The sequence below is a fragment of the Serratia sp. BNK-23 genome, from assembly GCF_047456145.1.
GTDB classification, from domain to species: domain Bacteria; phylum Pseudomonadota; class Gammaproteobacteria; order Enterobacterales; family Enterobacteriaceae; genus Serratia; species Serratia nematodiphila.
The window spans coordinates 3,929,779-3,943,098 of record NZ_CP179900.1 but is presented as its reverse complement, the minus strand read 5'-3'; the positions used below and the strand labels follow the sequence as shown (position 1 = coordinate 3,943,098).

Annotated in this window: 15 protein-coding genes; 8 read left to right on the top strand and 7 right to left on the bottom strand. The window is 61.5% G+C overall.

All coding sequences use genetic code 11. The annotated features are described in order from the left end of the window. Positions 1-7 precede the first annotated feature (7 nt). Complete coding sequence (gene secF / locus ACMGF9_RS18765) at positions 8-976, top strand: protein translocase subunit SecF (protein WP_004940389.1); 969 nt, start codon at positions 8-10, stop codon at positions 974-976. Between the two features lie 65 nt (positions 977-1,041). Here the strand turns inward: secF and ACMGF9_RS18760 are convergent, their stop codons facing one another. Further along, positions 1,042-1,602 carry a DUF3251 domain-containing protein gene (locus tag ACMGF9_RS18760; RefSeq protein WP_414160363.1) on the bottom strand — a complete coding sequence of 187 codons (561 nt, stop codon included), beginning with the start codon at positions 1,600-1,602 and terminating at the stop codon, positions 1,042-1,044. A 174-nt stretch (positions 1,603-1,776) separates the two neighbouring features. Between ACMGF9_RS18760 and nrdR the strand changes: the two genes are divergently transcribed. From nrdR to pgpA, 6 genes are all read left to right on the top strand, one after another. After that, the gene (gene nrdR / locus ACMGF9_RS18755) at positions 1,777-2,226 is read left to right on the top strand and encodes a transcriptional regulator NrdR (protein ID WP_004940387.1); all 450 of its coding nucleotides are present in this window, start codon (positions 1,777-1,779) and stop codon (positions 2,224-2,226) included. 10 nt (positions 2,227-2,236) lie between these two features. Next, positions 2,237-3,346 carry a bifunctional diaminohydroxyphosphoribosylaminopyrimidine deaminase/5-amino-6-(5-phosphoribosylamino)uracil reductase RibD gene (gene ribD / locus ACMGF9_RS18750; RefSeq protein ID WP_015376833.1) on the top strand — a complete coding sequence of 370 codons (1,110 nt, stop codon included), beginning with the start codon at positions 2,237-2,239 and terminating at the stop codon, positions 3,344-3,346. 107 nt (positions 3,347-3,453) lie between these two features. Beyond that, a complete protein-coding gene (gene ribE / locus ACMGF9_RS18745; protein ID WP_004940385.1) occupies positions 3,454-3,924 on the top strand; it encodes a 6,7-dimethyl-8-ribityllumazine synthase in 471 nt (156 codons plus the stop codon). A 20-nt stretch (positions 3,925-3,944) separates the two neighbouring features. Then, the gene (gene nusB, locus ACMGF9_RS18740; protein ID WP_004940384.1) at positions 3,945-4,361 is read left to right on the top strand and encodes a transcription antitermination factor NusB; all 417 of its coding nucleotides are present in this window, start codon (positions 3,945-3,947) and stop codon (positions 4,359-4,361) included. Between the two features lie 51 nt (positions 4,362-4,412). After that, positions 4,413-5,405 carry a thiamine-phosphate kinase gene (gene thiL, locus ACMGF9_RS18735; RefSeq protein WP_015376834.1) on the top strand — a complete coding sequence of 331 codons (993 nt, stop codon included), beginning with the start codon at positions 4,413-4,415 and terminating at the stop codon, positions 5,403-5,405. Beyond that, entirely contained in the window at positions 5,398-5,892 is a 495-nt protein-coding gene (pgpA, locus tag ACMGF9_RS18730) for a phosphatidylglycerophosphatase A (RefSeq protein WP_004940382.1), read from the top strand. The genes thiL and pgpA overlap by 8 nt, the downstream gene beginning before the upstream one ends. A 33-nt stretch (positions 5,893-5,925) precedes the next feature. Here the strand turns inward: pgpA and ACMGF9_RS18725 are convergent, their stop codons facing one another. The 4 genes from ACMGF9_RS18725 to xseB form a co-directional block, all read right to left on the bottom strand. After that, on the bottom strand, positions 5,926-6,900 hold the full coding sequence (locus ACMGF9_RS18725; RefSeq protein WP_414160362.1) for an aldo/keto reductase: 975 nt from the start codon (positions 6,898-6,900) through the stop codon (positions 5,926-5,928). A 107-nt stretch (positions 6,901-7,007) separates the two neighbouring features. Then, the gene (dxs, locus tag ACMGF9_RS18720) at positions 7,008-8,873 is read right to left on the bottom strand and encodes a 1-deoxy-D-xylulose-5-phosphate synthase (RefSeq protein ID WP_118892391.1); all 1,866 of its coding nucleotides are present in this window, start codon (positions 8,871-8,873) and stop codon (positions 7,008-7,010) included. A gap of 34 nt (positions 8,874-8,907) precedes the next feature. Beyond that, entirely contained in the window at positions 8,908-9,828 is a 921-nt protein-coding gene (gene ispA, locus ACMGF9_RS18715; protein ID WP_118892390.1) for a (2E,6E)-farnesyl diphosphate synthase, read from the bottom strand. Between the two features lie 5 nt (positions 9,829-9,833). Further along, complete coding sequence (gene xseB / locus ACMGF9_RS18710) at positions 9,834-10,097, bottom strand: exodeoxyribonuclease VII small subunit (RefSeq protein ID WP_015376838.1); 264 nt, start codon at positions 10,095-10,097, stop codon at positions 9,834-9,836. A gap of 160 nt (positions 10,098-10,257) precedes the next feature. Between xseB and thiI the strand changes: the two genes are divergently transcribed. Further along, the gene (gene thiI, locus ACMGF9_RS18705; protein WP_015376839.1) at positions 10,258-11,706 is read left to right on the top strand and encodes a tRNA uracil 4-sulfurtransferase ThiI; all 1,449 of its coding nucleotides are present in this window, start codon (positions 10,258-10,260) and stop codon (positions 11,704-11,706) included. A gap of 66 nt (positions 11,707-11,772) precedes the next feature. Here thiI and yajL read toward each other — a convergent pair whose 3' ends face one another. Together yajL and panE are read right to left on the bottom strand one after the other, a co-directional pair. Continuing rightward, positions 11,773-12,363 (bottom strand): protein deglycase YajL, encoded by a 591-nt coding sequence (yajL, locus tag ACMGF9_RS18700; RefSeq protein ID WP_004940376.1) that lies wholly within the window; start codon positions 12,361-12,363, stop codon positions 11,773-11,775. After that, positions 12,326-13,237 (bottom strand): 2-dehydropantoate 2-reductase, encoded by a 912-nt coding sequence (panE, locus tag ACMGF9_RS18695; protein WP_004940375.1) that lies wholly within the window; start codon positions 13,235-13,237, stop codon positions 12,326-12,328. Before panE ends, yajL begins: the two co-directional genes overlap by 38 nt. Positions 13,238-13,320: the final 83 nt, after the last annotated feature.

Genomic DNA, 13,320 nt, shown 5'->3' with positions numbered 1-13,320 from the left:
GTGCGTTGTGGCACAGGATTATACTGTTGAGCAACTCAACTACGGCCGTAAAGTCTACGACTTTATGCGCTGGGACTATTTGGCCTTCGGCATCTCGTTGCTGCTGTTGGTCGCGTCGATCGTCACCATGTCGGTGCGCGGCTTTAACTGGGGTCTGGATTTCACCGGCGGTACGGTGATTGAAATCAACCTGGAGAAGCCGGCTAACCTCGACCTGATGCGCGATACGCTGGAGAAGGCCGGGTTCCAGGATCCGATCATCCAGAACTTCGGCAGCAGCCGCGACGTGATGGTGCGCATGCCACCGGCGACCGGCACCGCAGGCCAGGAACTGGGCAACAAGGTGATCGGCGTGATCAACGACTCGGTGGATAAAAACGCCACCGTGAAGCGTATCGAGTTCGTCGGCCCGAGCGTGGGCAGCGAACTGGCGCAAACCGGCGGCATGGCGCTGCTGGTGGCGTTGATCTGTATCCTGATCTACGTTGGTTTCCGCTTCGAATGGCGCCTGGCGCTGGGGGCGGTTATCGCGCTGGCGCACGACGTGATCATCACGCTGGGCGTGCTGTCGCTGTTCCACATCGAGATTGACCTGACCATCGTCGCTTCCCTGATGTCGGTTATCGGTTACTCGCTGAACGACAGCATCGTGGTTTCCGACCGTATTCGTGAGAACTTCCGCAAGATCCGCCGCGGCACGCCTTACGAGATCATGAACGTGTCGTTGACCCAGACGCTGAGCCGTACGCTGATGACCTCCGGGACCACCCTGATGGTGGTGCTGATGCTGTACATCTTCGGCGGCGCGATGCTGCAAGGCTTCTCGCTGGCGATGCTGATCGGCGTGTCGATCGGTACCGTCTCCTCCATCTACGTCGCGTCCGCGCTGGCGTTGAAACTGGGGATGAAACGCGAGCACATGCTGCAGCAAAAAGTGGAAAAAGAGGGCGCGGATCAGCCTTCGATTCTGCCTTAACCGCCGCAGTATTCAGCGAAATGAGAAGGAGCGCCGCCGGCGCTCCTTTTTTTTGCCTCGAGTTTTCAGTGTTGCTGCACCACCGCCGGTTGGGCGGTCGAAACCAGACTGTGCAGACGGATATAGCCCAGCTGTTCCGGCGTCAGGCCGCTGAAGCGCAGCTCAAAGTCCTGGCCGGGTTTCGGCAGCAGCGAGTCGGTGCTGGCGATCGGTTGCGACAGCGCCTCGGCGGTCAACGGCCGCCCGGTGGCGTCGTCCAGTTGGCCCCATTCCACCACCGCGTTGAACGGCGGCAGCGTGGCCTGTGAGAGGGTGCGCACATGCAGCTGCGCCTGCGTGCCGTTGGCTTCGCTCTTGATGTGGCTCAGCGAAACGCTCAGCTCGCCGATGCCGCTCTGCAAACGGGCGGCGCTGCGGGCCGCCGGCAGCAGGTAGACGCCGTTGTCGGAGTGCTGATTGAGTATATTCTGCCGCTCCAGCGCGGTGGTTTGATCGGTCAGCACGCTCACTTTCTGGTTCAGCGCGGCGACCTGATGGCGCAGTTGAGGGACGGCGGCGTTGTGCGCGCAGCCTGCCAGCAACACGGCGGCGGCGAGCAGGGCGATTTTGGGGTAACAGGTTGTCATGACGGCGATTTCCTATGCTGAATCTCCTATTATCAGCTTAGTCCGCCCGGAGGGGAAAGTCATATCGGCGCCGCTTCCCGGCTGCGTGTCGCAACAAATGGCCGCCGCCCTTTGTTGTGGCTGCACTTCGGGGTAAACTGCATTTATCTATAAAAACGTTTATCAGGACGTGTTATGCATTGCCCTTTCTGCGCCGCCGTTGATACCAAAGTCATTGATTCCCGCCTGGTGGGGGACGGTTCGCAAGTGCGCCGCCGCCGCCAGTGTCTGGTGTGCAATGAACGCTTCACCACCTTCGAGGTGGCCGAGTTGGTGATGCCGCGAGTGATTAAAAGCGATGAGGTGCGCGAGCCGTTCAACGAAGACAAATTGCGCCGCGGCATGCTGAAAGCGCTGGAAAAGCGCCCGGTAAGCTCGGACGACGTGGAAAACGCCCTTAACCATATCAAATCCCAACTGCGCGCCACCGGCGAACGCGAAGTGCCGACCAAACTGGTGGGCAACCTGGTGATGGACGCGTTGAAAAAGCTGGATAAGGTGGCCTACATTCGCTTTGCGTCGGTATACCGCAGCTTCGAGGACGTGCGCGAGTTCGGCGAAGAGATCGCCCGCCTGCAAGACTAAAGGATCTTTCATGCATCACGACGAATTTTACATGGCGCGCGCCTTCGAACTGGCGCGCCTGGGGCGTTTCACCACCGCGCCCAATCCGAACGTCGGCTGCGTTATCGTGCGCGATGGCGAAATTGTCGGTGAAGGCTATCACTTGCGCGCCGGCGAGCCGCACGCGGAAGTGCACGCGCTGCGTATGGCGGGCGACAAGGCGCGCGGCGCCACCGCCTATGTCACGCTCGAACCGTGCAGCCATCACGGCCGCACGCCGCCCTGCGCCGATGCGCTGGTGGCCGCCGGCGTAACGCGAGTGGTCGCGGCGATGCAAGATCCCAATCCGCAGGTGGCGGGGCGCGGGCTGTACAAGCTGCAGCAGGCCGGCGTCGAGGTGCGTCATGGCCTGATGCTGGCCGAAGCCGAAGCGGTCAACCTGGGCTTCCTCAAACGCATGCGCACCGGTTTCCCCTATGTGCAACTGAAGCTGGGCGCGTCGCTGGACGGGCGCACGGCGATGGCCTCCGGCGAGAGCCAGTGGATCACCTCACCCGAAGCGCGTCAGGACGTGCAGCGCCTGCGCGCGCAGAGCGCCGCGATCCTCAGCACCAGCGCCACCGTGCTGGCGGACGATCCGTCGCTGACGGTGCGTTGGGATGAGTTGGATGCCGAGACCCAGCGCCTCTATCCGCGCGAAAATCTGCGTCAGCCGCTGCGCATCCTGCTCGACAGCCAAAATCGCATTACCCCACAGCACCGCGTGGTGCAGCAGCCGGGCGCCACCTGGCTGGCGCGGCTGCAGGCGGATGAACAGACCTGGCCGCAAGACGTTGAGCAGTTTATCTGCCCGGCGCACGGCGGCGGCGTCGATCTGGTGGTGATGATGATGCTGTTGGCCAAGCGCCAGGTGAATTCAATCTGGGTGGAGGCGGGCGCATCGCTGGCCGGCGCGCTGCTGCAGGCCGGCCTGGTGGATGAGCTCATTTTGTACATCGCGCCAAAACTGTTGGGCGATAATGGCCGTGGCCTGTGCCACCTGCCGGGCCTTGAGCGTCTGGCCGACGCACCGGAATTCGTCTTTAGCGACGTGCGTCAGGTCGGCCCCGATCTGCGTTTGCGCCTGCGGGCGAAACACTGAATCTCGCGCCCGCGCGCCGGTTTTACAAAAGCGCCGCGCAGGCGATGAAAGAATATGATAGAATCCGCCCCCCTGCGGGGTATTGAACCCATTTTTAAGGAAAGCCCATGAAAGTTATCGAAGGTGTTGTTGCTACTCCAAATGCCCGTGTGGCGATCGCAATTGCACGTTTTAACAATTTCATCAACGACAGCCTGCTGGAAGGCGCCATCGACGCGCTGAAACGCATTGGTCAGGTTGCTGACGACAACATCACCGTTGTCTGGGTCCCGGGCGCTTACGAGCTGCCGTTGACGGCGAGCGTATTGGCCAAAACCGGCAAATACGACGCGGTTATCGCGCTGGGCACCGTTATCCGTGGGGGCACCGCGCACTTCGAATATGTGGCGGGCGAAGCCAGCTCCGGCATCGGCAACGTTGCGATGAATGCCGAAATCCCGGTTGCCTTTGGCGTGCTGACCACCGAAAGCATCGAACAGGCGATCGAACGCGCCGGCACCAAAGCGGGCAACAAGGGCGCTGAAGCCGCGTTGACCGCACTTGAAATGATTAATGTTATCAAAGCTATTAAAGCCTGAATTTAGTTAAGGGGAATTCCGTGAAACCTGCTGCTCGTCGCCGCGCTCGTGAGTGCGCTGTTCAAGCGCTTTACTCTTGGCAGTTGTCTAAAAACGACCTTGCCGATGTTGAACACCAGTTCCTGACGGAGCAGGATGTCAAAGATGTTGACGTCGCCTATTTTCGCGAGTTGCTGTCCGGCGCGGCAGTGAATGCAGGTATGCTGGACGAACTGATGGCGCCATACCTGTCGCGTCAGCTCGAAGAGCTGGGCCAGGTGGAGCGCGCAGTGCTGCGCGTCGCGCTGTTTGAACTGAAAATGCGCGAGGATGTCCCTTACAAGGTGGCGATCAACGAAGCGATCGAGCTGGCGAAAACCTTCGGCGCGGAAGACAGCCACAAGTTTGTGAACGGGGTGCTGGATAAAGTGGCGCCAACCCTTCGCAAGAAAAAGTAAAACATTAAGGCCGGTATCCCCGGCCTTAATTTCTTCTCGTGGAATATCGATATGGCATGCGGCGAATTTGACCTCATTGCCCGCTATTTTGACCGGTTTAAGCGCGTGCGCCGGGATGTACAGTTGGGCATTGGAGATGACTGCGCACTGCTGGCAGTGCCGGAAAAACAGCTGGTGGCCGTCAGTACCGATACGTTGGTGGCGGGCGTGCACTTCTTGCCGGACATCGATCCGGCCGATCTCGGTTATAAAGCGCTGGCGGTCAATCTGAGCGATCTGGCGGCGATGGGCGCCGATCCGGCGTGGCTTTCGCTGGCCCTGACCCTGCCGGAGGTGAACGAGCCCTGGCTGAAGGCCTTCAGCGACAGCCTGTTTGATCAGCTCAACTATTACGGCATGCAGCTGATCGGCGGTGATACCACGCGCGGCCCGCTGAGCATGACCTTGACCATTCAGGGGCTGATCCCGGCCGGCCGGGCGTTAACCCGCAGCGGCGCGCGCATCGGCGACTGGATCTACGTGACCGGCACGCTGGGCGACAGCGCCGCCGGTCTGGCGATTCTGCAGGATCGTCTGGCGGTGCCGGAGGCGGCGGCGCGCGATTACCTGATCGCTCGCCATCTGCGCCCGCAGCCGCGGGTGCTGCAGGGGCAGGCGCTGCGCGATCTGGCCAGCTCGGCGATCGACATCTCCGACGGCCTGATTTCCGATCTGAAACACATCCTGAAGGCCAGCGACTGTGGCGCACGCATCGTGCTGGACGAGCTGCCGATGTCGCAGGCGCTGAGCAGCCACGCGGATGCCGAGCAGGCGCTGCGTTGGGCGCTGGCGGGCGGCGAAGATTACGAGCTGTGCTTCACCGTACCGGAAATCAACCGCGGCGCGTTGGAAGTGGCGCTGAGCCACCTCGGCGCCGACTACACCTGCATCGGCCAAATTGGTCCGCTGTCTGAAGGCATCCGCTATTATCGCAACGACGAAGCGGTAGAGCTGGACTGGGCCGGGTTCGATCATTTCAATGCGGAGCCGGGCACTCATGGATGAAGCCAAGCGTCGGCTGCGGATGAGCAATCCGTGGCACCTGCTGGCCACCGGTTTTGGCAGCGGTTTGTCGCCGGTGATGCCGGGCACCATGGGATCGCTGGCGGCGATCCCGTTCTGGCTGCTGCTGATCCAGCTGCCGTGGCAGCTCTACTCGCTGGCGGTGATGTTCAGCATCTGTATCGGCGTCTATATTTGCCACCGCACGGCAAAAGACATGAAGGTGCACGATCACGGCAGCATCGTCTGGGATGAGTTCGTCGGCATGTGGATCACGCTGATGGCGCTGCCGGTCAACGACTGGCGCTGGGTCGCCGCCGGTTTCGTCATCTTCCGCATTCTGGATATGTGGAAGCCGTGGCCGATCCGCTGGTTCGACCGCAACGTGCATGGCGGCATGGGCATCATGGTCGACGATATCATCGCCGGCGTGCTGTCCGCCGGTATCATCTACCTGATTGGCCACCACTGGCCGATCGGGCTGTTCTGACAGACGGGCGCGGCGTTTCGCGCCCGCTACTCTTTATTCAAACCCCGTCACCCGATGCGGCACGTAAGCCGTCTCCAGTTCCGCCACCTCTTGCGGCGACAGACTCAAATCGACCGCGGCGATGGCGTCATCCAACTGCTCGCTGCGCGAGGCGCCAACGATCGGTGCGCTGACCGCCGGCTTGTTCAGCAGCCAGGCCAGCGCGATCTGCGCGCGTGAAACGCCGCGTTCTTCGGCGAGGCTGGCGACGCGTTCGGCGATGATGGCGTCGATGCCTTCAGTTTCCTCGTACAGGCTTTTGCCGAACTGGTCGGAGACCAGCCGCGCGGTGGTTTCGCCCCAGGGGCGGGTCAGGCGGCCGCGCGCCAGCGGGCTCCACGGCAGCACGGCGATGCCTTCGGCGGCGCACAGCGGGTGCATCTCGCGCTCTTCTTCGCGCTGGATCAGGTTGTATTGATCCTGCATGCTGACGAAGCGCGTCCAGCCGTGCAGATCGGCGGTGTACAGCGCTTTGGCGAACTGCCAGGCGTACATGGAAGAGGCGCCGATGTAACGCGCCTTACCGGCTTTCACCACCTCGTGCAGTGCCTCCAGCGTCTCTTCCAGCGGCGTTTCGTAATCCCAGCGGTGGATTTGCAGCAAATCGACATAGTCAGTGCCCAGGCGCCGCAGGCTGTCGTCGATGGACTGCATGATCTTGGCGCGCGACAAACCGCGCTCCAGGTTGCTCAGCTGGAAATAGACCTTGGTGGCGACCACCACGTCTTCGCGGCGTGCATAGTCGCGCAGCGCCCGGCCGAGGATCTCCTCGCTGCTGCCGTCGGAATAGCTGTTGGCGGTGTCGAAAAAGTTGATGCCGGCTTCCAGCGCCTGTTTCAGCAGCGGGCGGCTGCTCTCTTCCGGCAGCGTCCAGGCGTGATTGCCGCGGTTCGGTTCGCCGTAGGTCATGCAACCCAGGCAGATGCGTGAGACGTTCAGATCGGTGTTGCCCAGTTTCAGGTACTTCATGTTTGCCTCCCATTCACAGCTCAGACAGTAACTGTAGCGCGGATCCCGGAGGGCGGAAACGAAAACGCCCCCGGGAGCGGAGGCGTTTTTTCAGGCGCGGGCGGCGATTACTGCGCCAGCCAGGTTTCGATTTGGCGCTGAATGCCGGCGGCGTCCAGCCCCAGATCGGCGCGCAGCTCTTCCTGGGTGCCCTGCGAGACGAAGCTGTCCGGCAGGCCGAGGTTCAGCACCGGCACCGGACGGCGTTTGGCCATCAGCAGTTCGTTGACGCCGCTGCCGGCGCCGCCCATGATGGCGTTCTCTTCCAGCGTGACCAGCGTTTCATGGCTGGCGGCCAGTTCGAGCACCAGCTGCTCGTCCAGCGGCTTGACGAAGCGCATGTCGACCAGCGTGGCGTTGAGCGCTTCCGCCGCTTGCGCGGCCTCCGGCAGGAGGGTGCCGAAGCTGAGAATGGCGATCTTTTCCCCCTGGCGGCGCACCACGCCTTTGCCGATCGGCAGCATGTGGAGCGGCTCCAGCGCCGCGCCGGTGCCGGTGCCGCGCGGATAGCGCACGGCGCTCGGGCCGTCGTTATAGTGATAGCCGGTATACAGCATCTGGCGGCATTCGTTTTCGTCGCTCGGCGTCATGATCACCATGGTCGGGATGCAGCGCATGAACGACAGATCGAACGCCCCCTGGTGGGTCTGGCCGTCGGCACCGACGATGCCGCCGCGATCGATGGCGAACATTACCGGCAGGTTTTGGATCGCCACGTCATGGATCAGCTGATCGTAGGCGCGTTGCAGGAAGGTGGAATAGATCGCCACCACCGGCTTGTAGCCGCCGATCGCCAGCCCGGCGGCGAAGGTGACCGCGTGCTGCTCGGCGATCGCCACATCGAAATATTGCTGCGGATAGTCGCGCGAGAACTGCACCATGCCGGAGCCTTCGCGCATCGCCGGCGTGATCGCCATCAGTGAGCTGTCTTTGGCGGCGGTTTCACACAGCCAGTCGCCGAAGATTTTCGAATAGGTCGGCAGACCGCCGGCGCTTTTCGGCAGCGTGCCGCTGGCGGGATCGAACTTCGGCACCGCGTGGAAGCTGATCGGATCCTTCTCCGCCGGCGCGTAACCGCGGCCTTTCTTGGTCATGATGTGCAACAGCTGCGGGCCTTTCAGATCGCGCATGTTTTTCAACGTGGCGACCAGGCCCTGTACGTCGTGCCCGTCTACCGGACCGATGTAGTTGAAGCCCAGCTCTTCGAACAGCGTGCCTGGCACCACCATGCCTTTCAGGTGCTCTTCGGTGCGTTTCACCAGCTCCTTGATCGGCGGCACGCCGGCCAGCACTTTCTTGCCGCCTTCGCGCAGGGTGGAGTAAAGCTTGCCGGACAGCAGCTGCGCCAGATGGTTGTTCAGCGCGCCGACGTTTTCCGAGATCGACATCTCGTTGTCGTTCAGCACCACCAGCATGTCCGGATTGATGTCGCCGGCGTGGTTCATCGCTTCGAACGCCATGCCGGCGGTGATGGCGCCATCGCCGATCACGCACACCGTGCGGCGGCCTTTGCCTTCACGCTCTGCCGCCACCGCCATGCCGAGGCCGGCGCTGATCGAGGTTGACGAATGGCCGACCGACAGCACGTCATATTCGCTTTCGGCGCGCCACGGGAAGGGGTGCAGGCCGTTCTTTTGCCGGATAGTGGCGATCCGATCGCGGCGGCCGGTCAGGATTTTGTGCGGGTAGGCCTGGTGGCCGACGTCCCACACCAGATGATCGAACGGCGTGTTGTAGACGAAATGCAACGCCACCGTCAGTTCGACGGTACCCAGCCCGGAGGCAAAGTGGCCGCTGGAGCGACTGACGCTGTTCAGCAGGTATTGCCGCAGCTCATCGCACAGCTTCGGCAAGCTCTCTTTGGGCAGCGAACGGAGTTCCTCGGGGTTTTCCGCTAGCGCCAGGGTTGGGTATTTGGCTATATCAAGACTCATTCGATACTCATATCAGAGGAGTTAACGTCACACGTTAATTGTCGCGTTCAATAATGAAGCTGGCTAACGCTCGCAATGGCGCTGTGTTATAAGATTGCGCTGCCAAAGTGTCTAATGCAGCTAATGCTTCCTGATAGAGATCCCACGCTTTTGCTTTCGCGCTGTCAAGCCCGAGCAACGCCGGGTAGGTACTCTTTCCGTGTTGTTGGTCCGCGCCCTGGCGCTTGCCGATCTTTTCAGTCTCGCCGACAACGTCCAAAATGTCATCCTGCACCTGGAACGCCAGGCCAACCGCAGCGGCGTAACGATCCAGCTGCGGCAGCGCCGCTCGCCCGGCTTCGCCGGCGCTCAGCGCGCCCAGGCGCACCGCCGCGCGGATCAGCGCGCCGGTTTTGTGGCGGTGGATCTGCTCCAGCGCCTGCAGATCGACGCGCTTGCCTTCGGCTTCCAGATCCAGCGATTGGCCGCCGCACATGCCGGCTACGCCGCTGGCGCTCGCCAGTTCGGAAACCATCGCCAGCCGATCGCGCAGCGCCACGTCGGGCATTTCGGCATCGGCCAGGATCGAAAACGCCAGCGTTTGCAGCGCATCGCCGGCCAGGATCGCGTTGGCTTCGCCGAATTTAATGTGACAGGTCGGCTGGCCACGGCGCAGATCGTCGTCGTCCATCGCCGGCAGATCGTCATGGATCAGCGAGTAGGCGTGGATGCATTCCACCGCCGCCGCCGGCGCGTCCAGGTTGCTCAGCGACACGCCGAACATCTGGCCGGTGGTGTACACCAGGAACGGACGCAGACGCTTGCCGCCCAGCAAGGCGCCGTGACGCATCGCCGCCACCATGTTGCCGTCGTTGAACGGCAGCGGGGCGATGAAGTCCAGCAGCGCGCGATCGGCGCGCCGGCGGAAAATCTGCAGTTGATCGGCAAAAGCGGCCGATGGGGCGATCTCAGACATGTCGGTTACTCGGCATCCGGTGTGAAAGGCGCCAGCGCCGCATCGTCGGCGCTGTCGTTAAGAAGTATCTGCACACGCTGTTCCGCCTGTTGCAGTTTCTGCTGGCCTTGGCGCGCCAGCTGCACGCCGCGTTCGAATTCGTTCAGCGCGTCTTCCAGCGGCAGTTCGCCCGACTCCAGACGCGTCACGATGCTTTCCAGCTCGCCGAGGGCGCTTTCAAAGCTGGCAGTTTGCTCTGTACTGGCTGATTGTGCTGGTTTTTTCGGCATAATTTTCTTTTTACGTCATCATGTGAACCGTGGCGCCAGAGCCTATCCTAGCGGATCTTGATTAGCAAATCATGGCGCTCATGTGTGGTTTTGTGCGCAGAGCACGGCGATATGGTGATATACTCCGCGCCGTAATTCTTATCTGACAACAAAGACCGCCATGAAGTTTATCATTAAATTGTTCCCGGAAATCACCATCAAGAGCCAATCTGTGCGCTTGCGCTTTATCAAGATTCTCTCGACCAATATTCGCAACGTCCTGAAGCAGTATGATGAAACGCTGGCGGTCGTCCGTCACTGGGATCATATCGAAGTTCGCGCCAAAGATGAAAACCAGCGGCCGATCATTGCCGACGCGCTGACGCGCATTCCCGGCATCCACCATATTCTGGAAGTGGAAGATCGCGCTTATACCGATATTCACCACATCTTCGAGCAGACGCTGGAAGCCTACCGCGCCCAGCTGGAAGGCAAAACCTTCTGCGTGCGCGTCAAGCGCCGCGGCAAGCAGGCGTTCAACTCGCAGGACGTGGAGCGCTACGTCGGCGGCGGTCTGAACCAGCATATCGACAGCGCACGCGTTAACCTGACCCGCCCGCAGGTCACGGTAAACCTCGAGATCGAAGACGACAAGCTGATGTTGGTTAAACGCCGCCTCGAAGGCATCGGCGGTTATCCGGTCGGCACTCAGGAAGACGTGATGTCGCTGATTTCCGGCGGTTTCGACTCGGGCGTGTCCAGCTATATGCTGATGCGTCGCGGCTGCCGCGTGCACTTCTGCTTCTTTAACCTGGGCGGCGCCGCGCACGAGATTGGCGTGAAGCAGGTGGCGCACTACCTGTGGAACCGTTTCGCCAGCTCGCACAAGGTGCGCTTCGTCGCCATCGACTTCGAGCCGGTGGTGGGCGAGATCCTGGAGAAGGTCGACGACGGCCAGATGGGCGTGGTGCTCAAGCGCATGATGGTGCGCGCCGCTTCGCAAGTGGCCGAACGCTATGGCGTGCAGGCGCTGGTGACCGGTGAAGCGCTGGGGCAGGTGTCCAGCCAGACGCTGACCAACCTGCGCTTGATCGACAATGCGTCCGATACGCTGATCCTGCGTCCGCTGATTTCGCACGATAAAGAGCACATCATCAAGCTGGCGCGCGAAATCGGCACCGAAGACTTCGCCAAAACCATGCCGGAATATTGCGGCGTGATTTCGAAGAGCCCGACGGTGAAAGCCGTCAAGGCCAAGATCGAAGAGGAAGAGAGCCACTTCGATTTCAGCATTCTCGATCGGGTGGTGAGCGAAGCGAAGAACGTCGATATTCGCTCCATCGCCGAGCAGGCGCAGGAGCAGGTGACCGAAGTGGAAACCGTTGCGGCCTTCGGCGCCGACGAGGTGATCCTGGATATCCGCTCCAACGACGAGCAGGAAGAGAAGCCGCTGCAGCTGGAACAGGTTGAAGTGAAAGCGCTGCCGTTCTACAAGCTGAGCACCCAGTTCGGCGATCTGGATCAGAGCAAAACTTATCTGTTGTACTGCGAGCGCGGCGTGATGAGCCGCCTGCAGGCGCTGTACCTGCTGGAGCAGGGCTTCAGCAACGTGAAAGTTTATCGCCCGTAACGCGGGCAGCGGCGTAAACGAGAGGGGCTGAACCGGTGTTCAGCCCTTTTTTTATCGGCAAGCCGCTCAGTCGCGGAAATCGTACATCCCGGGGATCAGCACCAGCTGCGCGGCGATCTCCGCCGCTTTGGCCTTGCCGAGCAGCAGATCGATCAGCTTCAGCGCGAACTCCATCGCGGTGCCCGGCCCCTGGCTGGTGAGCAGCTTGACGCGTGCGTCGTACACCACACGGCGCTCCATCCATTTTTCCGCCGGTATCTGGTCTTTCAGGCCCGGGAAGCCGGTCATGTTGCCGACCGGGAACAGATCGTGGTGCTGCAGCACCAGCGCCGGCGCCGCACAGATGGCGGCGACGATATTCCCCTGCAGGTGCATCTGCCGCACTTTTTCCACCAGCAACGGGCTGTCGCGGAAGCATTCCGCCCCCTTCAGGCCGCCGGGCAGCACGATGGCGTCGAAAGGCTCATCAACGATCGCCACCAGCGGCGCGTCGGCCAGCAGCTTGACGCCGCGCGAACAAACGATAGTCAGCTCGCCGTCACCGGCGACGCTGGCGGTAGTGACTTTAACGCCCGCCCGCACCAGCAGATCAATGGTGGTGACGGCTTCGGTTTCTTCGCTACCAGGTGCCAGGCAAACCAGCGCCGATACGCTCATATTCATTTTCCTTTCGTTTAATCAATTCAAACAGCCGCGCATTCTCCGGCAGCGTGAGGCCGTGACTGCGCGCACGGCGCAGCAGGTAGCCGGTGATGTAGTCGATCTCGGTATGCCGCTGGCTGCGGATATCCTGCAGCATCGACGAAACGTTGTCGGCGGTGCTGTGGATCACGTCCATCACATATTGCATCAGGCCTTCGCAGGAGGTGTGGTAGCCCTCCATCGCCATCACGCTGGCGACTTCACGACACAGCGTTTCGATCTGCTCCGGGTAGCGCTGCAGATCGCCGTTGCGGCAGCCGTACAGCGCCGTCAGCGGGTTGATCACGCAGTTGACCGCCAGCTTGCGCCAGTTGGCCGAGGCGATGTTGTTGTGCCAGGCGACGTCGGGCAGCGCCTGATGCAGCACTTCCGCCAGGTGGCTGAGATGCTGGGCGGCCGGTGAGGTGGGGCCGATGTGGGTGATGCCGGTGGCGACGTGAATAATGGTGCTGCCTTCGTGGCGCGCGGCGTGGGTGGTGGTGCCCTGCAGGATGGGCTGGCCGTTTTGCGGCAGCTCCTCCTGGGTACCCATGCCGTTATGCAACAGCAAAATGGCGCACTGAGGGTTCAGCTTCGGCAGCAGCGCACTGACCGCGCTGGAGACCTGCCAGGCTTTCAGCGTCACCAGCAGCAGCTCGCTCTGCGCGAGGTGCTCAGGATCGTTGGTGGGCAAATTGCGATTAAACGAGACGCCTTCCGGCTCGATCACGTTCACGGCGCAAAAAGGCTGCGGCACTCTTAGCCATCCCTGTACATCGTGGCCCTGCTGATACAGCCGGGAGAGCCACAGTTGTCCGAGCGCGCCGCAACCAAGAATGGTTATTTTCATTCAGTCTCCTTGGAAACACGGGAATACCGCTCAATTACCGTGATCTAACTATAGGCTTTATGGCAGCCTGAAGCGCTATCCCT